18 protein-coding genes are annotated in these 24,070 nt (G+C 60.1%); 6 read left to right on the top strand and 12 right to left on the bottom strand.

Going from position 1 to position 24,070, the window contains the following annotated elements:
* Positions 1-283: 283 nt before the first annotated feature.
* From DDD64_RS05590 to gatC, 4 genes are read right to left on the bottom strand one after another with little or no spacing between them, the layout of a single operon-like run.
* On the bottom strand, positions 284-1,531 hold the full coding sequence (locus tag DDD64_RS05590; RefSeq protein ID WP_241227447.1) for an NAD(P)-dependent malic enzyme: 1,248 nt from the start codon (positions 1,529-1,531) through the stop codon (positions 284-286).
* 53 nt (positions 1,532-1,584) lie between these two features.
* Positions 1,585-3,084 (bottom strand): Asp-tRNA(Asn)/Glu-tRNA(Gln) amidotransferase subunit GatB, encoded by a 1,500-nt coding sequence (gatB, locus tag DDD64_RS05585; protein ID WP_126135417.1) that lies wholly within the window; start codon positions 3,082-3,084, stop codon positions 1,585-1,587.
* A 3-nt stretch (positions 3,085-3,087) separates the two neighbouring features.
* Positions 3,088-4,617, bottom strand: coding sequence for an Asp-tRNA(Asn)/Glu-tRNA(Gln) amidotransferase subunit GatA (gene gatA / locus DDD64_RS05580; protein WP_126135416.1), 1,530 nt, complete (start codon positions 4,615-4,617; stop codon positions 3,088-3,090).
* Positions 4,618-4,914, bottom strand: coding sequence for an Asp-tRNA(Asn)/Glu-tRNA(Gln) amidotransferase subunit GatC (gatC, locus tag DDD64_RS05575; RefSeq protein ID WP_126135415.1), 297 nt, complete (start codon positions 4,912-4,914; stop codon positions 4,618-4,620).
* 55 nt (positions 4,915-4,969) lie between these two features.
* Between gatC and DDD64_RS05570 the strand changes: the two genes are divergently transcribed.
* Positions 4,970-6,211 (top strand): phospholipase D-like domain-containing protein, encoded by a 1,242-nt coding sequence (locus tag DDD64_RS05570; RefSeq protein ID WP_126135414.1) that lies wholly within the window; start codon positions 4,970-4,972, stop codon positions 6,209-6,211.
* A gap of 15 nt (positions 6,212-6,226) precedes the next feature.
* Here the strand turns inward: DDD64_RS05570 and ligA are convergent, their stop codons facing one another.
* On the bottom strand, positions 6,227-8,755 hold the full coding sequence (gene ligA, locus DDD64_RS05565) for an NAD-dependent DNA ligase LigA (protein ID WP_126135413.1): 2,529 nt from the start codon (positions 8,753-8,755) through the stop codon (positions 6,227-6,229).
* Positions 8,756-8,989: 234 nt separating this feature from the next.
* Here ligA and DDD64_RS05560 point away from each other — a divergent pair, with 234 nt between their 5' ends.
* Positions 8,990-9,250, top strand: a complete 261-nt coding sequence (locus DDD64_RS05560) for a WhiB family transcriptional regulator (RefSeq protein ID WP_126135412.1) — start codon at positions 8,990-8,992, stop codon at positions 9,248-9,250.
* Between the two features lie 172 nt (positions 9,251-9,422).
* On the opposite strand, the gene DDD64_RS05555 is transcribed toward DDD64_RS05560, so the two are convergent.
* Positions 9,423-10,880, bottom strand: coding sequence for a sensor histidine kinase (locus tag DDD64_RS05555; protein WP_126135411.1), 1,458 nt, complete (start codon positions 10,878-10,880; stop codon positions 9,423-9,425).
* Positions 10,881-11,030: 150 nt separating this feature from the next.
* On the opposite strand from DDD64_RS05555, the gene DDD64_RS05550 reads away from it, so the two are divergent.
* On the top strand, positions 11,031-12,491 hold the full coding sequence (locus DDD64_RS05550) for an amino acid permease (RefSeq protein ID WP_126135410.1): 1,461 nt from the start codon (positions 11,031-11,033) through the stop codon (positions 12,489-12,491).
* Here the strand turns inward: DDD64_RS05550 and DDD64_RS05545 are convergent.
* The 5 genes from DDD64_RS05545 to DDD64_RS05525 all read right to left on the bottom strand — a co-directional run bounded on the left by DDD64_RS05545 (position 12,472) and on the right by DDD64_RS05525 (position 18,779).
* Positions 12,472-13,767 carry a family 16 glycosylhydrolase gene (locus tag DDD64_RS05545; RefSeq protein ID WP_164545929.1) on the bottom strand — a complete coding sequence of 432 codons (1,296 nt, stop codon included), beginning with the start codon at positions 13,765-13,767 and terminating at the stop codon, positions 12,472-12,474. The genes DDD64_RS05550 and DDD64_RS05545 overlap by 20 nt on opposite strands.
* An 81-nt stretch (positions 13,768-13,848) precedes the next feature.
* On the bottom strand, positions 13,849-15,375 hold the full coding sequence (locus DDD64_RS05540) for a glycoside hydrolase family 36 protein (RefSeq protein ID WP_126135408.1): 1,527 nt from the start codon (positions 15,373-15,375) through the stop codon (positions 13,849-13,851).
* Positions 15,376-15,454: 79 nt separating this feature from the next.
* A complete protein-coding gene (locus DDD64_RS05535; protein WP_126135407.1) occupies positions 15,455-16,813 on the bottom strand; it encodes an ABC transporter substrate-binding protein in 1,359 nt (452 codons plus the stop codon).
* A 74-nt stretch (positions 16,814-16,887) separates the two neighbouring features.
* A complete protein-coding gene (locus DDD64_RS05530) occupies positions 16,888-17,799 on the bottom strand; it encodes a carbohydrate ABC transporter permease (RefSeq protein ID WP_126135406.1) in 912 nt (303 codons plus the stop codon).
* 17 nt (positions 17,800-17,816) lie between these two features.
* On the bottom strand, positions 17,817-18,779 hold the full coding sequence (locus DDD64_RS05525; RefSeq protein WP_206435390.1) for a carbohydrate ABC transporter permease: 963 nt from the start codon (positions 18,777-18,779) through the stop codon (positions 17,817-17,819).
* A gap of 98 nt (positions 18,780-18,877) precedes the next feature.
* On the opposite strand from DDD64_RS05525, the gene DDD64_RS05520 reads away from it, so the two are divergent.
* The 3 genes from DDD64_RS05520 to galE all read left to right on the top strand — a co-directional run bounded on the left by DDD64_RS05520 (position 18,878) and on the right by galE (position 22,709).
* Positions 18,878-20,062 carry an ROK family transcriptional regulator gene (locus tag DDD64_RS05520; protein WP_126135405.1) on the top strand — a complete coding sequence of 395 codons (1,185 nt, stop codon included), beginning with the start codon at positions 18,878-18,880 and terminating at the stop codon, positions 20,060-20,062.
* Between the two features lie 66 nt (positions 20,063-20,128).
* Positions 20,129-21,664, top strand: a complete 1,536-nt coding sequence (locus DDD64_RS05515; RefSeq protein ID WP_126135404.1) for a galactose-1-phosphate uridylyltransferase — start codon at positions 20,129-20,131, stop codon at positions 21,662-21,664.
* A 28-nt stretch (positions 21,665-21,692) separates the two neighbouring features.
* Entirely contained in the window at positions 21,693-22,709 is a 1,017-nt protein-coding gene (galE, locus tag DDD64_RS05510) for a UDP-glucose 4-epimerase GalE (protein WP_126135403.1), read from the top strand.
* 115 nt (positions 22,710-22,824) lie between these two features.
* On the opposite strand, the gene galK is transcribed toward galE, so the two are convergent.
* Positions 22,825-23,997, bottom strand: coding sequence for a galactokinase (gene galK / locus DDD64_RS05505; protein WP_126135402.1), 1,173 nt, complete (start codon positions 23,995-23,997; stop codon positions 22,825-22,827).
* Positions 23,998-24,070: the final 73 nt, after the last annotated feature.

Raw genomic sequence — 24,070 nt, 5'->3', positions numbered from 1 at the left:
GTGAACCACGCCACTCTCAAGGGATCCTGTCACCGCTTACCGGTTTCCCGGGCCTCGGCGACGGATAACAAGCTTACAAGCCCAACCCGCTAGACGCAAATCAAACCAGAGAGACACCCACCACACCTTGCTGAACGAGCGGAAAACACCCGGAAAACACTTGGTAAACCAACCATAAACCCGGCCAAACAGCTCCAAAAGCACTCGAAATCTCTAAACGAAACCAACAAATAGCCCCAAGCAGAGGCTCCTAGATCGCATCTCGTTCACCTCAAGGCCGCCGCTAGGCCACCGCCACACTCTCGCGAACCGCCTGCGCCACGGCCGCCGCCGCGCGCTCGTCAAAAGCGGAAACGATGATGTAATCCGGATGGGCATCCTCCCCCACCAGATCGGCAAGGGCCTGCGCTGCGGCCAGCAGCATCGCGTCGCTAACCTCCGTGGCATGCGCATCGAGTAAACCGCGGAAAATCCCCGGGAAAGCCAGCACGTTATTGATCTGGTTGGGGTAGTCCGAACGGCCGGTTGCCACCACCGCGGCGTGCTCACGCGCTATTTCGGGGGCAATTTCCGGGGTGGGATTGGCCAGGGCGAAAACGATGGCGTTATCCGCCATGGTGTCCAGAGCTGCGCCGTCGAGAATATTCGGGCCGGAAACGCCAATAAAAACATCCGCACCGCGCAGGGCCGCACGCACATCGCCGTCGATCTGGCGGGGATTGGTGCGGGCCGCAACCCAGGCGTGCCCCGGGTTGGTTTCGCGCCGGAACGGCCCGAGCGTTCCGGCGCGGTCCACGGCAACGATATCCCGTACCCCGTATTCGAGGAGCAAGCGGATAATTGCGGTGCCGGCGGCACCGATTCCGCATACCACGACCCGCGCGTCGGACGGCCGCTTCCCCACTACGCGTAGCGCCGTCATGAGGGCGGCCAGCACCACAACCGCGGTGCCGTGTTGATCGTCGTGGAAGACTGGGATATCGAGTTCCGCACGCAGGCGTTTCTCGATCTCGAAGCAGCGCGGGGCGGAGATATCTTCCAGATTGATACCGGCATACGCGGGCGCGATGGCTCGCACCGCGGCGATGATTTCCTCGGTATCCGTGGTAGCTAGGGGTACCGGCCAGGCGTCCACCCCGGCGAAACGCTTGAAAAGCGCGGCCTTGCCTTCCATCACGGGAAGAGAAGCGAGCGGCCCGATATCACCCAGGCCGAGCACCGCGGTTCCGTCTGTCACTACCGCCACGGTATTGGATTTCACCGTGTAGCGGCGGGCCAGTTCCGGTTCGGCGTGAATCGCTTCGCACACGCGCGCCACCCCGGGCGTATATACCCGAGCCAGGTCTTCCCGGTTGTTGATCGCAGCGGTCGCACGGGTTTCGAGTTTTCCACCTTCGTGGGCCGCGAAAATCTCACGTTCGGAGGGCGGGGGCGCGAACTGCGCGGCTCCGTCAGTTCGTACGGATCCGTTAGCTCGCGCGGCTCCACCCGGTTCCGACAGTCCGTCCGTACCTGCTTGTGTTCGCGCCACCTGCGCCTCCTTCATGAGATATTTCGGGCCCTTACCGGCAATGCCACCGGATGCTACTGCGCGCCGGCACGCTCCATAATGAGAGCGCGCACGGCACCGGCGTCGGCCTTACCGTGGGTCGCCTTCATCACGGCACCGATAATTGCACCGGCAGCCTGCACTTTTCCACCGCGAATTTTTTCGACGACGTCGGGATTGGCAGCCAGTGCCTCATCCACGGCCTTCTCCAGGGCTCCGCTATCGGAAACGATCTCCAGATTGCGTGCGGCAACAACTTCCTCCGGGCTGCCTTCCCCGGCGAGGACTCCCGCCAGCGCCTGGCGCCCCAGTTTGTCATTGAGGCGCCCGCTCTGGATGAGTCCGTCCAGCTCGGCTACCGCGGCCGGAGTAATGGGCGCATCCTCGAGTTCGACGTCGTTATCCTTGGCGTAGCGGGCGATATCGCCCATCCACCACTTGCGGGCTCCGGCGGGCGTTGCCCCGGCCCGAACAGTGGCGTCTACCAGATCCACCGCGCCGGCGTTGATAAGATCGCGCAATTCCTCCGGGGAAAGCTCCCATTCCTCGGTGATGCGGGCGCGCTTGGCGGCCGGCAATTCGGGCAGCCCCGCACGCACCTTCTCCACGTAATCCGGAGTGCAGATCACCGGAACCAGATCCGGTTCGGGGAAGTAGCGGTAGTCATCCGCGTCGGACTTCACGCGCCCGGCGATGGTGCCCTGGATTTCTTCCTTGTAATGGCGCGTTTCCTGGAGGATCGTGCCACCGGCAGCCAGGATCGCCGCCTGGCGGGAAATCTCGTAGCGAATGGTGTTTTCAATACCGCGGAAGGAATTGACATTCTTCGTTTCGGTACGGGTACCGAAAGGAGCATCCGGGCTTTCCCGTAGGGAGACATTGACATCCGCGCGAATATTTCCGCGCTCCATCCGCCCCTCGGAAATGCCGAGCGCCCGCACCAGTTCACGGATCCCGCGCACGTAGGCGCCGGCGATCTCCGGGGCGTTCTTCCCCACCCCGGTAGCCGGGTCGGAAACGATCTCAATGAGCGGCACGCCGGAACGGTTGTAATCCACCAGTGAGTAGCGCGCCCCCTGCAGGCGCCCATCCGCCCCACCCACGTGGGTGTTTTTCCCGGCGTCTTCTTCCAGATGCGCGTGTTCAATGGGGAAACGGTAGGGGGTGCCGTCCGCCAGCTCGATATCCAGATAGCCGCCCAGGATAATCGGCTGGGCGTTCTGGGTGATCTGGTAGGCCTTGGGCAGATCCGGGTAGAAGTAGTTCTTACGTTCGAAACGCGAGAGCTCGTTAATGCGGGAATTGAGGGCCAGGCCCAGTTTCACCGCGTATTCCACCGCCGCCTCATTGACCACCGGGAGCGAACCGGGAAGCCCGAGGGAAACCGGCTGCACATCGGTATTGGGTTCGGCACCGAAAGCCACCGGGGCGGCGTCGAAAATCTTGGTTTTTGTGGACAGTTCGACGTGTACTTCCAACCCGATCACCGGGTCGAAACGCGCGACGGCGTCCTCGTAATTCATGAGTTCATCCATGCTTTATTCCTCCCAATCCCGCGCGGGGCAGGCAGCGGGGACGTTGTGTCCAAGCGCAGTATCGATGGCCGCGGCCACCCGGTACATGAGGGCATCGGCCCGGGCCGGGCTGAGAATCTGCAAGCCTACCGGGAGCCCTTCCGAAAGCCCGGCCGGCAGCGAAATACCCGGGATTCCAGCCAGGTTGGCGGGAATGGTGGCGATGTCGTTGAGGTACATGGCCAGCGGATCGTTCGTTTTCGAGCCGAAGGGGAAAGCCACCGTGGGCGACGTGGGCGAAACGATCACGTGACAGCGGGAGAAAGCCTGCTCCAAGTCACGCTGCACCAGGGTGCGGACCCGCAGCGCCGCGCCGTAGAACGCATCGAAGTTTCCGGCGGAGAGCACGTGGGTTCCCAAAATAATGCGCCGCTTGACTTCTTCACCGAAACCGGCCGCGCGGGTAGCGCGCATCACGGTTTCCGCGGTGACCGGCCCCTCTTCGGGTTCCACCCGCAGGCCGTAGCGCATCCCGTCAAAACGGGCCAGGTTAGAGGAAACTTCGGCGGGCATAATGAGATAGTAGGCGGCCAGCGAGTAGTGGAAACTGGGGCAGGAAAGCTCCACCGTTTCCGCGCCGAGTTCGCGCATGCGCGCCACCGCGTTTTCGAAAGCCTCGAGCACGCCGGGCGCGTAGCCTTCCCCGTGCATTTCTTCCACGAGGCCCACCTTGAGGCCCGCGAGCGGCCGCTCCGGATCCGCGCCAGCACCTTCCCAGCTCCCGGCTTCGCCGTGGCAGGCCGCCACCAGGCCGGCAGGAGTTTCGGGAAGGGAGGTGGAATCGTGGGGATCGTGCCCGCTGAGCAGCTCCTGGAGCAGCGCGGCGTCTTCCACGGTGCGGGTCACCGGCCCGATCTGGTCCAGCGAGGACGCCATAGCGATGAGGCCGAAGCGCGAAACCGCCCCGTAGGTGGGCTTGGCACCCACCGTTCCGGTCACCGCGGCAGGCTGGCGGATCGAGCCGCCGGTATCAGAACCGAGGGCGAGCGGCACCATGAAGGCACCGACGGCCGCGGCACTGCCGCCACCCGAACCACCCGGGATTCGATCCAGATCCCAGGGGTTGCGCGAGGGCCCGAAAGCGGAATGTTCCGTGGAGGAACCCATCGCGAATTCGTCCATATTGGTCTTGCCCACGATAGGGAGCCGGGCTTCTTTAATTTTTACGACGACGCTCGCATCGTACGGCGGGCGCCACCCGGCCAAGATGTTCGATGCCGCGGTGGTGGGAATCCCGCGGGTGCAAATATTGTCCTTCACCGCGATGGGAATACCGGCCAACGGGTGGAGTTCCACGCCTTCCGCGCGGGCGGCATCCACCTCGCGGGCAACCTCCAGGGCGCCTTCCCGATCCACGTAGAGGAAAGCATTGACCTTGGGGTTGAGCGCCTCAATGCGATCCAAGCAGGCGGTGGTGAGTTCGACGGAGGTGATCTCTCCCGCGCGCAGCAGCGCGGAGAGTTCCGCGGCGGATTTCAGCAACAAGCTATTCATTTATTCCTCCCCCATAATGCGCGGGACGAGGAACTTACCTTCTTCGGCGGCCGGGGCCGCGGCGAGGACTTCCTCACGATCAAGGGTTTCCCCCGGAACATCGGGGCGTTTGACATTGGCCAGCGGGAGCGGATTGTAGGTAAAGGGAATATCCGGCGTAACAACTTCGGATACCGCCTTCACTGCATCCTCGATGACGGAAAGTTCACCGGCCATTTTTTCGGCCTCGGCGTCCGTCAGGGCGATGCGGGACAGGTCCGCTAGGCGCGCTACCTCTTCCTTAGAAAATGACGACATGGCTCAAGTCTACGCGGTTGCACCGCGCGATGGCGCACCGTCTACAATTGGCGCTATGACTGAGTGGACTTCACGCCGAGTGCTGCGCACGGCGGGCATGCTCGCGGCCGCGGCGCCGCTGGCCGCCGCGGGCGCCGTCGTCGTTGTAGATGAAATGCGCAAGCGCCGCACCCCACCGGTCAATTCTTATCCGCACCTGCCCCCGCAAGAGGTGCAGGTCGGGCGCGACCACGCGATGCTCTATACGGGGGCGGCGGATGTGTACCGCGCCATGCTCGCTGATATTAATAATGCGCGGGATCATATTTATTTCGAGTGGTTTATTGTCAAGGCGGACCATGTTGGGCACCGTTTTCGCGATGCGCTCATCGCCGCGGCCCACCGCGGGGTACAGGTGCACGTACTGCTGGACACCTGGGGGAATCTCAACCAGCCTCCTTCTTTCCGGCACCCGCCGCGCATCGCTAACCTGCACTGGATGAATTTCCCGCTGGTGCGCACCGGTATCCTCACCGGGCGTTCGCGCGATAAGGGGCGCGATCACCGCAAGATCCTGACCGTGGACGGGCGGGTCGGCTACGTGGGCGGCTACAATATCGGCGGCCTGTACGTGACCGAATGGCGCGATACCCACCTGCGCGTGGAGGGACCCGCGGTATGGGAGCTGGACGTGGCTTTTGTGGACATGTGGAATGCCTACCGTAAACGCGACCATCCCACCCTCCGCCGCGCGCTCACCCACCATTGGGATTCGCGCATGCGGGCGGTCACGAATTCCCCCGCGCATAATACTTATCCTATTTCTTCGCTGTATTTAGATGCGCTGGCGCGCTCTTCGCAACGGGCTTGGATCACCATGGGCTATTTCATTCCCGATGCGCCCATGCTCGATGCGCTGACCGACGCGGCCGAACGCGGGGTGGACGTGCGGATTCTTATCCCGCAGTACTCCAATCATATTTATACGGACTGGGTGGGGCGGCCGCATTACGAGCGGCTGCTGCGTGCCGGGGTGCGTATTTTCCTCTACCAGGACGCCATGATTCACGCGAAAACCATGACGATGGATTCCACCTGGTCCACCGTGGGCACCGCGAATATTGACCGACTCTCCCTGCGGGGGAATTTCGAAATTAATATGTCGATTCACGACGCCGGTTTCGCGGCCGTCATGGAGAAGATTTTTGAATTCGACCTGCGCAATGCCCGCGAGCTCACCCTGGAGGAATGGGATAAGCGCGGTGCGCTGGCGCGGGTAACAGAAAAGGTGATGGCTCCGCTGGCGCCACTGCTGTAACGGCGCGGCGGGAAGCTATTCGGGCAGCTGGCCGGTGCGCAGCAGCTCGGTGAATTCCGCTTCGCTCAGCCGCGGAATACCCAGTTCTTCAGCCTTGGTAGCCTTCGATCCGGCATTCTCCCCCACCACCACCGCGGTAGTTTTCTTCGAGACGGAGCCGGCGGCCTTCCCGCCGTGCGCGAGGATTGCCTCTTTGACCGAATCGCGGGTATAGCCTTCCAGCGAGCCGGTGGCCACAATCGTCATTCCCGCCAGGGTTTGGGGAATCTGCTCGGCAGCCGCGGTGTCATCAGCGAAAACTACCCCGGCAGCTTCCCATTGCTCAATAATCTCCAGGTGCCAGGGCACCTCGAACCATTCTTTAAAGGAGCGGGCAATAATATCCCCTACGCCATCCACCGCGGAAAGCTCCTCCACGGAAGCCGCGCGCAGTAGCGCCAGCTCCGGGAAAGCGGCCGCGAGCGCGCGGGCCGCGGTGGGACCGACGTGGCGGATCGAGAGGGCCACGAGTTTGCGCCACAGTTCTTTCCCGCGGGCTTTCTCCAGTTCGGTGAGCATGGTGAGGAGGGCTTTGCCCGGTTCGCTCTCCTTGGTGATGACGCGCTGGCCGGCGCTGGTGCCCCAGGTGGGCTTGGTCCAGGCGGCGCGCACGTAGCGGTAGTCGCCGGTGGGTTGGCCGGCGCTGCGGATTTCTTTCCATACCCAGGTATCGGCCACATCCGTGGCTTGCACCGCGAAGAGTCCGGCTTCGCTGTGAAGTATCGGTTCTTGGGCTGCGGGAACGCCCAGGCTGCGGGCTGTTTCAGGCGGGATAATCACCTCGGAGTCGAGGATGGCGCCGTCGTCGTCCACAATTCCGAGTTCGCGTGCCACCTCGCGCGTGAGACGTAGGGTTTTCTTGCGCCCGTCCGCACCTTCTATCTCGAGGCGGTGGCCGCTGGCGAGTGCGATAAGGGCTTCGCGGCGCCGGGCATCAGGGTTGGTGAGCCACAGCGCGGTTTCTTCCCCGAGGGCCTCCACGTCCAACGCTCCGCGCGAACCGATATGGACCACGCGTTCGGCCAGCTGGGCGGGGCAGGATTGCGCATTGGGGCAGCGCATATCCACATCTCCTTCCTGGGCGGGAGCGAGGGTGGCCCCGCAGGAAGGGCAGGCGCGGGGCATTACCCATTCACGTTCGGTGCCGTCACGTTCCATGAGGACCGGGCCGACCACTTCGGGGATGACATCCCCGGCCTTGCGCACGATAACGACGTCGCCAATGCGTACGCCTTTGCGGGCTACTTCTTCGCGGTTGTGGAGGGTGGCCTGAGTGACAACCGAGCCGTCTACCAGGACCGGCTCCATAATGGCGTAGGGAGTGGCGCGCCCGGTGCGTCCCACATTGACCTGGATATCCAGAAGGGTGGTTTCCACTTCTTCGGGCGGGTATTTATAGGCGATGGCCCAGCGTGGGACGCGGGAGGTGTAGCCGAGCTCGGCCTGGCGCGCCCGGTCATTGACTTTGAGGACGGCGCCGTCGATACCGTGGAGGAGGTCGTGGCGGTGGGCGGCCAGATCCGCGACGAATGCCTCGATATCTTCCCAGGTCGAGACAAGTTTCGTATAGGGAGAAATGGGCAGGCCCCAGCCTGCGAAAGCTTCGTATACGCCAGCCTGGGTGGACAGCGCTTGCGCCAGGGAGTCCGGCACCCCCGCGAGGGCGCCGATGCCGTGGGCGATGAAGGAGAGCGGGCGGGAGGCGGTGACGGCCGGGTCTTTTTGCCGCAGGGAGCCGGCCGCGGCGTTACGCGGGTTCGCGAATTCGCGGCAGGAGCGGATAATGCGATTGGTTTCGCGCACCGCTGCGGTATCCCCGGCCTGTTGCGCAGCCGCGCGCTCGCGTTCGGCCGCTTCGCGGCGCTCACGCTGGTCGGCGTTGAACCGGGCGAAGTCAGCGAGCGGGAAGAAAACTTCCCCGCGCACTTCCATGACCGCCGGGATATCGTTACCGTGCAGGCGCTGCGGAATGGCTGCGATGGTGGCGATATTGCGGGTGACATCTTCCCCGGTCACGCCGTCCCCACGCGTGGCGGCTACCGTCAGCGCGCCATTGTCATAACGCAGGTTGATGGCAAGACCGTCGATTTTCGCTTCCGCGGTGACCGCGGTGCCGGCACTGGGCGTTTCAAGAGCGGCACTGGGTACTTGCGGAGCGGCGCTAGCGGCCCCGGATTCCCCCGGGAGCGCGGCGTACCAGGCACGCAGATCCTCAAGGGAAAAAACATCTTGGAGGGAGTACAGGCGTTCGCGGTGCGTGACCGGGGCGAAAGGCTGCGCCGCGGGCACGGCTGCGTCCCCCACCGGCGCCCCGACGGCGCGGCTGGGGGAATCTGCCACCGCGAGCTCCGGGTAGCGCGCTTCCAGATCACGCAGCTCGTGAATGAGGCGGTCGTAGTGATCATCCGTCATGAGCGGGTCCGCCCCGGAATGGTAGGCGATCTGCGCGCGAGTCAGCGTGGGGGCAATCTCATTCCAGCGGCGCCGGGCCTCATCAATGCTCATGCCCCTATTGTCCCTCACGGCGGGTTTAGCTCAAACCCGCAGCGCACGGCGGGCCGCCCATAGTCGTTTAAGCCTGGAATAACAAGAGAGAACTTCGAAAAGCGCGGGCCTTGAAATATCACACCGGCGGACTCTTTACCGCGGCGCTGCTCTTTGCCAAGATATATGGGTCTCACATGCAGCTATCCCGCAGGAGCGGGAATACCCCGCGAGTGGCGGGGAAAAGGAGGATTCATGGATTGGCGTTCGCGTGCCGCGTTCCTGACGGAAGACCCGGAACTTTTCTTCCCGATTGGTAGTTCGGCCTCGGCCCTGGCCCAGACGGATCGGGCGAAGCGAGTATGCCAGGAATGTACCGTCCGTGAAGACTGCCTCAGCTACGCGCTCGAACACAACCAGGATTCCGGCGTGTGGGGTGGCACCTCCGAAGATGAACGGCGCCGGCTGCGCCGCCGCACCGCCCGCGCGCGGCGAGTGCGCGAACTTGCCTCCTAAGGCGAACCGCTCCGGAGCGCCGCTAGGCTGAATCACAAGCCCCGCATGGCGAGGTTCCGCGAATCACTATCGCGAGACCTCGCCATTGTTTATCGGGAATCCGGGGCGAAATTACCCCTGCCGGCAGAGCGCCGTCGTCGTATTTAATCTTCCAGCGCGCCGGGAACGGAAACTATTTTTCATCCGTGGGCGGCAGCCCGGCCGTCACGTTAATAGTGAGCGTCACGGTGGTACCACCGCCGGGGCGCGCCTCCCATTTAATGGTGCCGTGCAATTCGCCTTCCACCATGGTGCGCACAATCCGGGTACCCAGGCCCTGCTTGACGCCGGTGGTGGGCACGCCCACGCCGTCGTCGCTCACCTGCACCGTGAGGACATCGCCCTCGCGCTCCGCACTCACCACAATATGCCCGCCGTGCGGCAGCCCGTGCTCCACCGCGTTGGAGACCAGTTCGTTGAGGACAACTGCCAGGCGGGTGGCAGTATTCGCATCCACCATCCCGAATTCGCCGCGCACCTCGGAGGAAACGCGCACATCCGTGGAGGCGATATCGGTAGCCATGGTGATAAGCGGGGTGAGGACTTCGGAAAAGTCCACGATTTCATCGACCGTTTGCGACAGGATTTGGTGGACGAGGGCGATGGTTTCCACGCGACGCTGCGCCTCGGAAAGCACCTCGATGACTTTTTTATCGTCCGCGCGGCGCGCCTGCATCCGCAACAGCGCGGAAACTGTCTGCAGATTGTTTTTCACGCGATGGTTAATTTCGCGGATCGTGGTGTCTTTGCTGACCAGTTCCAATTCGCGCCGGCGCAGCTCGCTAATATCGCGCGAGAGCACGACGGCGCCCACGTGCTTGCCGTCCTTCCACAGCGGCACCGCCCGCAGGGAAAGCACCGCCCCGCGTAATTCCAGTTCCGTCATCCACGGGGCACGCCCGAGCAGCACCACCGGCAGCGCATCATCCAGGCGGGTTTCCGCGTCAATACTTGAGGTGATTTGCTCGGCCAGCAGCTGGCCTTCGAACGTGGACCGGATCCCAAGCCGATGCAAATTAGATACCGCATTCGGGCTATTGAAAATCACCGCGCCATCAGCGTCGATATGGATGAAACCGTCCGTGACGCGCGGAGCACCGTGGCGGAAACCGCTCGGGGTACCCTCCATCGGGAACAGCCCCTGGGTGACCATATCGAGAAGCTGCTCTTCAATTTCCTCATAGGAGGAATGACGCAGCACTGTTTCTTTGCGCGAGCGCTGGGAATACACCAGGGCGAGGACCGCGAAAGGATCCTCCCCCGCCCGGCGCACCGGATAGCCTTCGTAACGCAGGCCGTGAATATAGACGGTGCCGCGCTGCCCGGTGGCAATAATCTCCCGGAATTTCTCCGAATCGGCCGGATCGAACGTCATATTGACCACGTCGTTATCCAGCGCGGTGGCATTGGTGGCCGGGCGGCAGGCCGCCGCGATAATAAAGCGTTCATCCTGGAGCGGGGTGACGAGCACGAGATCAGCGAAGGAGAAATCGGAGATTAACTGCCAGTCCCCCACCAGCTGATGCAACCATTCGCGTTGCGAAGCGGAGAGCGTTTGGGACCGTTCCAAGATATGACCGAGAGATGGCATACCCCTAAGAGTAGTCGCTCACGCGAGTACACTAGTAGTTCCGCGTTAGTTATATTCACGGCAGTGCGAGGGCCGGGCTGCGCCGGCGGTGGAGGCCGGGTGGGGCGGCGCCGCGCTGCGCCGTCGTTCTATCCACGAAGGGAAGCCCGCATGGCCGCACGCCACCATGCTTCGTCTCGCGCTCGCGCCACCGATCACCACACCGCGCTGGCGCGCAGTCTCACCTCCCCGCAAATCGCCATGATTGCGCTGTCCGGGGCGCTGGGAACCGGGCTGTTCCTCGGGGCGGGCGCCACGATTTCGCTGGCGGGGCCGGCCACGATTATTTCCTACGGGCTGGCCGGGTTGCTGGCACTCTCCGTGGTGTGGGCACTGGCGGAGATGGTCAGCGCGCATCCCGTTCCCGGCGGGCACGGCACCATCGCGGGTGCCTACCTGGGGAATCTGGGGGCCTTTGTGACGCGCTGGAATCTGGCGGTCACCTATATCGTGGCGGTGGGCGCGGAGGTGACCGCGGGGGCGAAATATTTGCAGCATTGGCTGCCCCAGCTCAATAGCGCGGTGGGGACGGTGGCCTGTTCCCTCTTTATTGTGGGGCTGAATATGGCCACGGTGCGGCTCTACGGCACGGCCGAATACTGGTTCTCCATGATTAAAGTGGCGGCTATTTCGGTCTTTATTCTTCTTGGCCTCATTATTATTTTTGTGGGACTGCCGGCGAGCGAGCCGGTGGGACTGGTCAATCTCACCGAACACGGCGGGTTTATGCCGCTGGGTGCCGGCTCGGTCTTTATCGCCGCGTGCATGGCCGTTTTTTCTTTCGGCGGTATCGAAACGGTATCCGTCACGGCCGCGGAGTCCGGGAATCCCCGTTACGATATTCCGCGCGCGGCCCACACCATGATTTGGCGCCTGCTGCTCTTCTACGTGGGCGCGATTGCGGTGGTGGTGGCGATGCAGCCGTGGACGGTGACCGCCGAGCCGCTCCACGATATTTCGCAATCGCCTTTCGTGCACGCGCTGGACGCCGCGGCGATTCCCGCGGCCGGGCATATTATGAACGCGGTGCTGCTGGTGGCGGCGCTGAGCGCGGCGAACGGATGCCTCTACACCTCCTCGCGGATGATTCACGCGCTGGCCACCGACCGCATGGCCCCCGCTTTCGCGGCGCGCACCACCCCGAAGGGCACCCCGCGTGGCGCTGTCATGCTCGCGATGGTGGGGATGGTGGTCGCCTGTATTTTGGCGCTCACGTCCCCGCAGGCCGGCTTCTCGTATTTGTACGGCTGCGCCACGGTGGGGACCCTGCTCACCTGGGCTTTAGTAATGGCCACCCATATTGCTTTTCGACGCCGCCGCCAGCAACTGGGACTCGAGCTCCCTCCGGCTCGCCTCTGGGGCGCCCCGGTAACGAACCTGGCGGTCATGGCGGGCTGCCTGGCAATTTTCGTGGCGCTGTTCTGGCTCATGCCGGTAGCCTGGTATGCCGGGCTGCCCTACCTGGGTATCCTTCTTCTTATCTACGTTTTCTTGGACCGGGTGCGCGGGCTGCCCGCCCCGCGGGACCTGGCCGGGGAGGAAGCGGCGGGCGTCACTGGCGAGAAATCGTGATATTGCGAAGGTCAGGTGCGGGAGCATTCGGATTACCGAGACGCACTGTATTCCAACCTTGCCGCAAGGGTACTGATGTAGTCGCCCAGGCGAATCCACCTTTGAAAGATCCTGTGGATAGGCCGCCCAGCACATACTCGTCGTCGTTCACATTTACGTGCAAGTCACGAACCTCACCGCTCCGATATTCAACGCCAAGGCGATACGTGCCAGCTTCCGGAGCATATACAGAAGTGAGAGTGACATCGTTACCGGCTCCACCCAGCCACCGGGTGGTTCCGCCTGAAACCCGTGTTTCACCACGCATCACGCCATCGGTCGTTGCGAGGGTATAGGGCAGTGAGTTCGGCGCATATTGGTACGCGCGGAAATAATCAATCTCAAAAGCCTTCGGATACGGAATCGCGGGATCAAAGGGGCCGGTCCAGGAGTTTTCCTCGCGTTTCTCGTACACTCCGAGGTAGGTGAGCATCGGATAGTTGGGAGATAACGGGGTGGAGAATTTCTCAACGCCGTCAACGTACACCTTCATCCCCGAGGGCTTCCATTCGAATCCGTAGGTATGGAACCCTTCAGAAAGATCAGTCCCGGTGGATATCTTGGTGGTCCACGGGAAAAGCCTGCCCCAATCACCCCAGGGATGAATAGCGCTTTGCGCCGTGGTGGCATTATTGCGCCCGAGGATCTCGAAAATATCAACTTCACCATTCTGGCGTGACCATCCGCCTTGCCCTTCGGGCACGTCTTGGTTGGCGCCGGTCATCCACCAGGCGCTATGCAGGCCTCCCCCGTTAGCGGCGCGGGCGCGCAACTCAAAATATCCGTATTTTTGGAGGTGCCCCCGGAAAGGCGTGGTATGTTGCGCAACACCGGGATACTTAGTCCATTCGTGCAAATAGTCTTTTTGGTAGGTCTGCAGCGAGGAAACTCGCGTTGAGCCGTCAAAGTTCGGATCCCAAGGTTGCTGGTCCTCGGTAATGCGGAGTTTGAGCGTGCCACCACTAACCTCGTAATTCGCTTTGGTTCCGGGTGAAGTTGACCAGTGAGGTAGATAGCGGTCAGTGAAGAGCGCATCGTTAATATCGGTGCCATTGAATTCAGAAGATGCGGTGAGCACCATTCCGTCTCTTGCGGGCGTAGCTGGGTCGATGATCTGTTCCGGGGCGGAAACACGAGGGCTAGTTTCAGAGGATTTTGCCGCGTAACTTGTACAGGGCATAAGCGTCACCGCCCCCACCAAGGCGAAGAGTGCTACGGAACTCATGCTTCGTCGCATGAACCCATTCTTGAGGTAGTTCATAAGAGACCTTTCCGGATCCACCCCGGATTTTCGGGGTACTAAAGGTGCTAAAAGGGGTTATTTGACCAACAGCCGGTCAGAAATACGGGTGCTCGGGTTGAGATAGGGATCAAAATCGATGACTTCCCCGTTGATCTCGAAGCGGTAGCGCCCGAGTTGGCGAACCACCGGCGCCCCGCGGAAACGCGTGGTCCAGGCACGCACCGCCGCTTTTTCTTCTTCACTTAGCCAGGCAGCCGGACAGGAGCATTGGGCGAACTCACACGCGAGTGCCGCATCCGCGGTCAGCGCATTGACCTCGGGAGAGAGCAGTGATCCGCGCGTACGGAAGTAGGCAACATCGGGGTCACAATCGAGAAGAGGCTTGAGCCACGTGCGCGAAAGCGAATTCCGAAGCGCGTTGACTACCGCTGGGCCGGATGGATCGCGTACCCGTTCAGTGTTATCCCAGTAGGGTGCGGTGTCTGGCCCAACGCGTACTCCGTCAAGCACCCCGAAAGATGCGTTAATAACAGCTCCGGAGCCGAGCAAATACACATCGTCACCAACGGCGGCACGTATTGTTTCCAGGCCGCTGCGGTAGGCCTCTTCCCGCGGCATACCACCTGCACGTTCTCCGGCAATCGCGGCAGCATAAATGAAGTCGAGTTTGAACATATCCACGCCCCAATCGCGGATCGTGGACATGGTCGAAGCTAGCCAATCGTGTGCTTGAGGCTTGGAAAAGTCGAGAGCGTAGTAATTCGCTCCCCAGTTATTTCCGGTAATGGTCAAAGAACCATCCGTGTCGCGAAGGAACAGTTCCGGATAGGAAGAAAGTACCGGGGTATCAGGAAGGGTGATAAAGGGAGCGACCCACAGCCCGGCTTTCAAACCTTCGTCGTGAATCCGGGAGAATACCTCAGCCATGCCCGCGGAGAATTTTGAGTTGGCACGCCAATCCCCCACCCGGCGTTCCCAGCCGTCATCAATCTGGATGGTACCGTACCCCAGTTCGCGTGCTGGCTTTATCTCTGCTGCGATAATCTCCGCGGTTATTTCTTCAAACCAGGAATACCAGGAGGACCACACCGGTCCGAGAGTTTCCGCAGCCCGTAGGGGTGAGCGTTCGCCCAGATACTCTTCTTTGAGCACGCCCGCGTATCGGGCAAATACCTCTGGCTCGCTCCCGATGGTCACCAACCACGAGGCTTCCTCCGCTTCTGCGCTTGCCACCACTTCTTCCGCGGAGATTCTTAGGAGAGGAGAGGAGGCATGCACGGCTCCGATGAGGAGAGTGCGTCCTTCCGGGCCGCTCAAGGCGGTCACCATGGACGAGTGATGTTCGGTTGGGGTATCCGTTGCGGCGTCGTCGGCCGTGAGTGCGCGTAGGGGCTTGTCCCAGATTCGCCACGGTTCGCGGCGCAGTGTCCACCACCGTGTGGGGGTCCAGGAATTCCATCCGTGCCGGTAGTACTCGGTGGCACCCCACGGGTGGGAGAGTTTCCACGAAGTCCCGGTAATGAGGTAGTCGCTTGTGCTCAGTGGTACGACGGCGCTGGCCCCGTGGACGGTGAACGTACCTGAGTCGGTGTGGATGTCCATGTTTTCTCCGCGAAAGATAAGCAGCGGGGTGCGGTTCGCCCGAGTGCTTAACCGCACCCCGCTGTGTAGGTAATGGGGGTTACTTGGTGAGGATGGAGTTCACCTTGTCATTGAGCTTGGCCAGTGCCTCGGCCGGCTCAACTGAGAGCTGTTCGATCTCATCGAAGGTGACTTGGCCTTCCGTTGCGATCTCATTGCCCTTATCGGTGATCGGGTAGTAGGCAAGGTTGGAAGCATCCTTGGTGATCTCGGTGAATGCCGAGACGTCCCGGCCTGCCTTCTCGTGCGCCTGGGCGGCTTTTTCGGAGTATTCGGTTAGCGAGGGGAAGACGACCGCGTCTTCGGCGACGATGGACTGGCACTTATCCGAGGTGAGGAATTTGACCCACTGGAAAGCAGCTTCAGGATTCTTTGCCTGCTTGGTGATGGAGGGTGCGAGACCGTTAATAATGGTCTTACGGCCTTGCGGGCCTTCGGGAAGCGGAGCGAAGCCAAACTTATTCTTCTCCGAGGTGGACCACATCTTGATGCGCCAGGAACCATCGGGAACAAGCGCGGCCTTCCCCTGTTCCATCATCGGCTCCAGACCGAGCGGCCCCGCAATTTCCAGCGGTGTGACATACCCGGCCTCAATCTGCTTTTGCCACCACACCATAGCTTCGGCCAGTTTGGGGTCGTTCATCTTGTACTCGGTGCCGAAAGGATTCTTATCGAGGTACTTGAAGCCATTGGAGAGAGCGAACCACGACCACTGGCCCTGACCAACGATCCCGCCGCCCTTTTCCAGTCCCCAGCCGTAAACCTTGACATTGTTCTTATCAAAGCCGGGTTCATCGCCACGCTTGCCGTTATTGTCAATGGTCAAATGGGCGATGAGTTTGCCGAACGTACCGCCGTCTTGGGGATTCCACGTGAGATTCTTGAGCTCATCAGCGGAGACTCCAGCCTCTTCGATGAGTTTCGTGTTATAGACAAAGGCAATGGTGTCCCAGTCCTGCGGGATGCCGTAACGCTTGCCGTCCTTGACCCAGAGATTGGCAAGTTCGCCGGTGTACTTGGAGAAATCAATCTCTCCGTCTTTCATGTACTGGTTGAGGTCCAGGAGCTGACCTTTACCCGCGAGCTCGGGATAATACTGGACGTGGTTGGTAATAACGTCCGGCGCGGTTCCGGAAACAAGATCGGTGGTTAGATTCTTCCAGTAGTCATCCCAGCCCTGCTGCTCAATCTTGACCTTGATGCCGGTTTCCTTTTCAAAAGCAACCGCGCACTTCTGATAGGTGGCTTGCCGACCAGCGTCCCAGAGCCGGTAGGTCACTTCTTTCGAATCTTTTCCGGAATCGGTTTTACCTTGGGATACGGAGGTGCCATTGGAGCACGCTCCCAATGCAAGGCACATAGTTGCGCCTATGGCGACCAGTTGCGATACCTTACGCATCTGAGTTCCTTTCTCGGGGATTGACGTCGTCGTCGTTTTTATTGTGAATTTTTGGGTACTTGACTTGTGCCCGCCTACTTCGCGGCGGTCAAACCAAGAGAATTAACAAGGCGCTTGCCGAAGACGATGAGCAAGATGAACATCGGGATGATCTGCAAGGTAGCCGCGGCCATGAGTCCCGCCCAATCGGGACGAGTGGAGGGGGAAGACTGCGCGAAAACGGAAAGGGCGACGTTGAGGAGTCGCACGCCGTCGCCCTTGGCGATGAGCTGGGGCCACATGTATTCGTTCCATCCGAATACCGCCTGAATAATCGCGAGGGTGGTGATGGGTGCAGCGCACATAGGCACGATCATCTTGCGGAAGACCGTCCACCTACTGGCTCCGTCAAGCATGGCAGCCTCTTCCACTTCCCGGGGGAGGGAGAGCATAAATTGGCGCAAGAAGAAGATTCCGAATGGGCAAATGAGCACGTACGGAGCAAGCAAACCCTGGAAGGTATTGATCCAAGCCAATTTATCCATGAGGACGAAATTGGGAAGGGCCACGAAGATCGGGGGAATCATGAGGGCCACAAGCAACGTAACAAAGAGGGTGTCCCGCCCGCGGAAATGGAGCCGTGACAGCGCGTAGGCAGCCATCGTAGACGTTGTGACTTGAGCGAAAACCAGAATCGCCACAAAGAGCAGTGAGTTTCGCATATAGAGCCAGAAGTTAATGGTTGCCGCTGTTCCTCCTGCGGCAACGCTTTCTTCCGGGGTCGTCATGCCCAGCACCCGTCGGAAATTGATGGTCGTGGCATTCTCGGGAATAAGTGAATAGTTCCCGGAGAAAATCTCCGCATTGGGTGTGAGCGCGGTACGTAGCGCCCACAGGAGCGGAAGAACCGTGACGACGATGAGAAGAATAAGCAAACCCCATCCCGCCACTTTTCGGGCCGTTACGGGCTGGTGCCGTTTTTTCGTTGCGTGTACTGTCAACTTCATCGTTCTTCTTCCACCCCTTAGTTCATATCGGATTCGTTGGAGCGAGCGAGCCTCAGCTGGATGATGGTGATGACGACCAGAGCCAGCATGAGCACCACTGCCATCGCGGAGGCATAGCCCATATCGAATTGTTCAAAGGCTTTTTCGTAGATATACAGGTAGATCACCCGGGTAGAGTTCCCCGGCCCGCCCGACGTGGCGACCGAGACGGTGTCGAAGATCTGGAAAGAACCGATCATGGAGACCACCACAACCATGACGAGAATGGGGCGCAGAAGCGGGAGAGTGACGTGGCGGAACGTCTGCCAGGTTGAGGCGCCTTCTGTTTCGGCAGCTTCGTAGATCATGCGGGGAATTGTTTGCATTCCCGCGAAAAGCAGGAGTCCTGTGTATCCCATATTGCGCCAGGAGTTCACCAAAGCGACGGTGTAAATCGCGATATCCGGGTTGCCGTAGAAGGAAATGGGACCGACCCCGATAAAACCGATGAGGTGGTTGAGTAGGCCAACCGTGGGGTCAAGGATAAAGAGTGTGATGGCCGCAATCGTGACGTTCGGAACGAGCCAGGGCAGCAGCAAAACGGAGCGCACCAGGGTAGATTGCGAAACTTTTTGCATGAGGAAGGCTATGCCGAGCCCCAGGATGGTCTGGGTGGAGATATTCACGAGCACGTAGATGACCGTTACCTTGATGGAGTTCAAGAAAGTGTCATCCGAAAGGAGCCGTGCGTAGTTATCCCATCCCACCCACTTCGCGTCTTCGAGCAGATTCCAATCGGTAAAAGACATGTGAATACCGCGCACAATCGGAATGAGGTAAAAGACCACGAAACCGATCACTGCCGGAGCCAGGAAGAGTACCGCTGCTCGCCCCTCACCTTTTCGGTGGAAGCGGCTACCGCGCGGAGTTCCTTGCGCGCGTGGTTTCTTTCGTGTTTGTACTACGCCGTTGTCGGCTGTAGCTGCGGCTGTGTGCATCATCGCCTCCATACCCGCCACTGGCAGGTTTTCGCTTCATTGCGTATCCAGTATCTGGTTACCGGTTGCCTCGCGAACATTATTACGTTAGTTTCTTTAGTATGTCAAACGTTTCGAAGTTCCCAGCTGCGGTGACCCGCAGGGTGCAGCGCCGCATGAATCTACTCGCGGCATGTCAGTACCTGGTGCGCGAATCGCAGACTATCGCGGAAATCGCGGCAAATATTGGCGTCACCAGACCGGCAGCGGAAAGCATCGTGGCAGATCTTGATGACTTAGGTTGGCTCAAACAACTAGAACCCGAAAACACTCTGGGACGGCCGGCAGTGCGCTGGGTTCTAGATGAGCAAGCCGTCTACGTGCTTGGTTTAGATATTGGCGCACACCATTGCACCGCAATGCTCTGCAATGCCAGGGGCAAGGTTATCGGGGAGCGAACCTGTGAACTTTCCGCAGCCCAGGCGGCTAGTGGCCGCATCGACGCGGCAGTTGACTTAGGTCGAAGCGTTCTCGCAGACACCAAACTTGACGTGACGAACATTACACTTTGTTCGGTAGCGTCACCCGGTGTTATTAACGACGGCGCAGTTGAGTACTTCGGCGGCAGTGGAATGCCCGGCTGGCAAGGGAGCGATATCGCGGCTCAAGTATCGAGCAGGCTGGGCTGCCACACGGTAGTGGCCGGTGATTGCGCACTCGGCGCCCTCGGGGAAGCCTGGCAGGGAGCCGCGGAAGGCCACGACGAAGTGGTGTATATCCTTTCAGGTGAACGTACCGGAGCTGCCGCCATCGTGGGTGGGCGTATCCACCGTGGACTGCGGGGCGGGGCGGGCCTTATTGGCGAACTCGGTGTCTTACGTTGGCGTGATATTGAAGCGGCAACCCACGCCCGCGAACTGTACCCCGCGGGTGAAGTTCCCTCGCGCACCAAGATTTTCGAGAGTGTGGAAAGTGATCCGCGCGCCCGTGACTTCGTTGATGACTTCGCCGATGCTCTCTCCCTAGGGGCCTCGGCTATGATCCTCGCGCTAGCTCCCTCCCACGTGGTGGTGGGCGGGAAATACTCCGCGTACGCGGACACGTTCCTAGCGCGATTTATCGACAACTTACGACGTATCTGCCCGATTATGCCGGAAGTTTCCGTCTCAGCTCTGGGCCCCCGCGCTATTTGCCTAGGCGCATTACGGCAAGGGCTGGACACCCTGACCGATGACCTGACACAGATGGCCTACTCCTCGGAAGTCTTCCCATCCGTGCAAGGTTTCCAAGAAATTTACCGTAGATAACTAGTTCCATTTTGACGTGGTTGTCCGGGTTGGCTGGGCGGCACGTCCCCAACGGAAGAAGTGGCCATGACTCCTCCCCCGCACCTGCTCACGGTGTATCGCAGCATCGATAACCTACTTTCCTACGCCCAGGATTATCTCGATCTTGACGCACGTGATATCACCCTGACCCGCAATCGAATTTTTGAGATTTTTTCTCTTGATTCCTATCCGGGCGCGCAAGAACTCCAGGCTTTACTTGAAGGTGATGCGCACGCGGAGCCTACGCACGGTGGCCGACCTGACGGGGTGCTAACAGATTTTCTGGATGCCTGCGAGAAAGCTGCGCTCTTCGAGCCGCACGGCCGGGCGGCTATGGCCGATAGGGTCATGGGAATCTTGAGCAGCCCGCCATCCACCATCCGTACAAAGTTTGCCGCTCTGAACGCTTCAGCGGGTGGCCGGGCGGCTATGGAATGGTTCTATAACTACGGTGTGGCAAATGACTACGTGAAACGTAGCGTGCTTGACCGCAATCCGCGTTTCGAATCTCATGGCCTTATTATCACCATCAATTTGGCCAAGCCCGAATTCAAGGATCCCCGCACAGCGGCGAGTGGAAACTCCCTCGCGGGCGGCTATCCCAAGTGCACAATCTGCCCGGAAAACGAAGGCTTTGCCGGACGCTCTAAAGCAACTCTTCGCACGGTGCCCCTGCGTTTAGCCGGCCAAGACTGGTTCTGGCAGTTCTCCCCCTACGGATATTTCAAGCAGCACGGGATCGCGGTAAACACCGAGCACATACCCATGCATATCGACGAAGCAACCTTTGACAGGCTCATGGACTTCGTTGATGCATTCCCCGGGTACTTTATTGGCTGCAATGCGACCCTGCCTCGCATTGGGGGATCCGTGCTCGGGCATGACCACTATCAGGGCGGCCTAGAAACTCTCCCTCTCCACACCACCCCGGCCCGTCAAAGCTACGCTTCGGAAGAGGAGTGCGCCGTCGTACTAGAAAGTGTGGAGTGGCCCGGAAGCGTGCTGCGCATTGTGGGAAGCGACCGCGCTGCCGTGGCACGGGCCAGTTACGGCATCACCCGTGCGTGGAATACCTACACCAATGAGCTACTCGGAATTATCCCACGGGACTCCGAGGGGCAGCATTCCGGGGTATCGCCAACTTGTGTTCATACCGCACGTGGCTACGAAATGAACATCATTTTACGTTCGAATATCACTAGCGAGCGTTATCCGCAGGGGGTTTTCCACGCGCATCCGGAATTTTTCCCCATCAAGCAAGAGTCCATCGGTCTTATTGAAGCTCAGGGCTTGTTTATTCTGCCCGCTCGTTTGCAGCGTCAGCTCGCGCTGCTCGCGCAGGCTTTAGAAGAAGAGCGTGATCTACCCGAAGAACTCCCGGAATTCGCCATGATTTTTGCGGAAATGCGCCAGCTGCTAGGTAAAGCCTGCGATAAGGAAAGCGTAGAGAATGCGATCCGGGCTGAACTGGGTAGTGTATGCGCTCGGATTCTTGAAAATACGGCTGTTTTCCCGAGTGAAGAGGATACCGAGAGCTTCCTGGCCGAATGCGGCTGGTATCCGAGAGACGCACAAAACTAGAGCATCGGTTTGTGAAAAGAGGTTAGCGATGACAACAGTTTTAGTGGCCGGAGGTGCCGGCTATATCGGTACCCACACCAGTATCGAACTTCTTGAGCAGGGGTACGACGTGGTCTGTGTGGATAACTACGCCAATTCCAGTCCGGAAGCTGTGGAACGCGTACGCCGGATTACCGATAGAGACCTCCCCGCCTACAGTATTGACGTTCGCGACGTTCAAGCCCTCGACGAGGTTTTCACTCGCCACGAGATTGACTGGGTTATTTATTTCGCCGGTTTCAAAGCGGTGGGTGAATCCGTTGCGCATCCGCTCAAATATTACGAGAACAATATTGGCGGAGCGCTTGCGTTACTTTCGGTGATGCGTGCCCACTCGGTGAAGAAGATGGTGTTTTCTAGTTCGGCCACCGTTTACGGAGACCCGGTATCCCTGCCGCTGACCGAGGAGTCGCCAGCAGGGATGGCCACGAATCCGTACGGGCAGACCAAGGTCATGACTGAGCAAATTTTGGAGGATATCCAGAAAGCCGACCCCGAATGGACTGTGGTGCTGCTGCGGTATTTCAATCCTATTGGCGCCCATCCCAGCGGTTTGATCGGGGAAGACCCCAAGGGCATCCCCGCTAATCTCACCCCTTACGTGGCTAAAGTGGTGGTCGGGGAACTCGACCACGTCCAGGTTTTTGGCGGTGACTATGACACCCCGGACGGTACAGGCGTACGGGATTATATTCACGTTGTTGATTTAGCACGCGGGCATGTTGCTGCGGTTGACAAGGTCACTTCACCGGGGGTGTACATCTACAACCTGGGCACCGGTCACGGTTCCTCGGTTTTGGAAGTCATTCACGCCTATGAAAAGGCTGCCGGCATGAAGATTCCCTACCGGGTAGTTGCGCGGCGCCCAGGAGACATTGCGGCTAGCTATGCCGATGCCACTAAAGCGGCGCGCGAATTAGGCTGGCGTGCTACCCATTCCCTCGATGAGATGGCTGCGTCATCCCTGCACTGGCAGAAAATGAATCCCGCAGGACTCAGGGGATAGCGGTACTACTTTTCACTTTCCCTCAGTTCCCTTCGTTTTCCCGAGCGGAACCTAGATGCCAGAAACTACCGGCCGGCGCCACTTATTGGTTACCGGCCGGTACTAGTTTTCGTATTTACTCGGAGGTGCTGGCTTCTTCACTAACCACCTGGGCCCCGCAGCTTGCGTGCGCTAGGAGTAGTTCCGGGGTGGGGAAGCCGCGCGCTTCCGCCGCCGTTCGAACGCCCGCTGCGAGCGCATCCACCTTATCAAGCGGAACCAGCGCGATTGCGGAGCCTCCAAATCCCCCACCTGTCATACGCGCCCCTAGCGCGCCGTGCTGACGCGCAGTTTCTACAACGCAATCCAGCTCGGGGCAGGAAACCTCGAAGTCATCACGCAGCGATACGTGCGATTCATTGAACAGCTTGCCAAGGCTGTGGAAATCACCCGTACTCAGCGCATCGATAGCACGGGTAACGCGGGCATTTTCGGTGATGACATGCCGCGCACGCCGCGCGTGCACTCCGCTGAGCCTGGCGATATCCTCCACGTTTGCTTCGCGCAGGGAGCTGTGCCCCAGAAGATTCGCGGCCTCTTCGCATTCTTGACGGCGGTTTCCGTACTGTCCGTCAGACAGAGAGTGCTTGGCTCGGGTATTGATGACGACGAGTTGCAGTCCGGCTGCGGCGAAATCCGCAGGAATAAGGGTGTGCGTATGAGAGTCGAAATCGAGGGCAACAGCTGCGCCTTCCTCCCCGAAAACCGATACCGTTTGGTCCATTCCGCCTGTTGGCGCGTGAGCGATCTCGTTTTCCGCACGGATGCAGGCCGTCACGACGGCGCCCGGGTCATCATGAATCAAGCGTGGGTTAATCGCGCACGCCATTGCGCATTCGAGGGCTGCTGAAGAAGAAAGTCCGGCTCCCAGCGGAACGCAGGAAACAATCGCCGCCTCATAGCCTCGCTGTATATCTAGTGCCCATGCAGGTCCGGCAGCATAGGAGATCCACGAACCGGGCATGGCGGGATTAATATCTTCGACGGCACCCTCCCATAGTTCACCGTGTTCGGACACCAATCGAATACGGCTATCGCTGCGCATACTCAGGGCCACGTACGTGCGGTGCGGAAGTGCAATGGGGAGGCACAGGCCGGCGTTGTAGTCAGTGTGTTCACCGATAAGATTGACCCGCCCGGGCGCGAAAGCCACGCGGTCAGCTGTTTCACCAAAAGTACGGGTGAAAAGCTCCTGAGCCCGCCGAGTTCCTTCGGTGGTATCCCACGCAGCGGTAAAAGCTAATGACATGAGTGTCCCTATGCTCGCTCTTCGTTGAGAAACAAGCCAAGTTTACCAGAGCGGAATAAGCAAAGCATCGCCA

It is taken from the genome of Actinotignum sanguinis, assembly GCF_003957255.1.
Lineage (GTDB): Bacteria > Actinomycetota > Actinomycetes > Actinomycetales > Actinomycetaceae > Actinotignum > Actinotignum sanguinis.
This window is presented reverse-complemented; position numbering and strand designations above follow the sequence as displayed.

Bases quoted from the DNA above. Each gene is read 5' to 3' on its own strand.
- gatB (WP_126135417.1), bottom strand. From the start codon at position 3,084: ATGGATGAACTCATGAATTACGAGGACGCCGTCGCGCGTTTCGACCCG.
- gatA (WP_126135416.1), bottom strand. From the start codon at position 4,617: ATGAATAGCTTGTTGCTGAAATCCGCCGCGGAACTCTCCGCGCTGCTG.
- gatC (WP_126135415.1), bottom strand. From the start codon at position 4,914: ATGTCGTCATTTTCTAAGGAAGAGGTAGCGCGCCTAGCGGACCTGTCC.
- DDD64_RS05570 (WP_126135414.1), top strand. From the start codon at position 4,970: ATGACTGAGTGGACTTCACGCCGAGTGCTGCGCACGGCGGGCATGCTC.
- ligA (WP_126135413.1), bottom strand. From the start codon at position 8,755: ATGAGCATTGATGAGGCCCGGCGCCGCTGGAATGAGATTGCCCCCACG.
- DDD64_RS05560 (WP_126135412.1), top strand. From the start codon at position 8,990: ATGGATTGGCGTTCGCGTGCCGCGTTCCTGACGGAAGACCCGGAACTT.
- DDD64_RS05555 (WP_126135411.1), bottom strand. From the start codon at position 10,880: ATGCCATCTCTCGGTCATATCTTGGAACGGTCCCAAACGCTCTCCGCT.
- DDD64_RS05550 (WP_126135410.1), top strand. From the start codon at position 11,031: ATGGCCGCACGCCACCATGCTTCGTCTCGCGCTCGCGCCACCGATCAC.
- DDD64_RS05545 (WP_164545929.1), bottom strand. From the start codon at position 13,767: ATGCGACGAAGCATGAGTTCCGTAGCACTCTTCGCCTTGGTGGGGGCG.
- DDD64_RS05540 (WP_126135408.1), bottom strand. From the start codon at position 15,375: ATGGACATCCACACCGACTCAGGTACGTTCACCGTCCACGGGGCCAGC.
- DDD64_RS05535 (WP_126135407.1), bottom strand. From the start codon at position 16,813: ATGCGTAAGGTATCGCAACTGGTCGCCATAGGCGCAACTATGTGCCTT.
- DDD64_RS05530 (WP_126135406.1), bottom strand. From the start codon at position 17,799: ATGAAGTTGACAGTACACGCAACGAAAAAACGGCACCAGCCCGTAACG.
- DDD64_RS05525 (WP_206435390.1), bottom strand. From the start codon at position 18,779: ATGATGCACACAGCCGCAGCTACAGCCGACAACGGCGTAGTACAAACA.
- DDD64_RS05520 (WP_126135405.1), top strand. From the start codon at position 18,878: ATGTCAAACGTTTCGAAGTTCCCAGCTGCGGTGACCCGCAGGGTGCAG.
- DDD64_RS05515 (WP_126135404.1), top strand. From the start codon at position 20,129: ATGACTCCTCCCCCGCACCTGCTCACGGTGTATCGCAGCATCGATAAC.
- galE (WP_126135403.1), top strand. From the start codon at position 21,693: ATGACAACAGTTTTAGTGGCCGGAGGTGCCGGCTATATCGGTACCCAC.
- galK (WP_126135402.1), bottom strand. From the start codon at position 23,997: ATGTCATTAGCTTTTACCGCTGCGTGGGATACCACCGAAGGAACTCGG.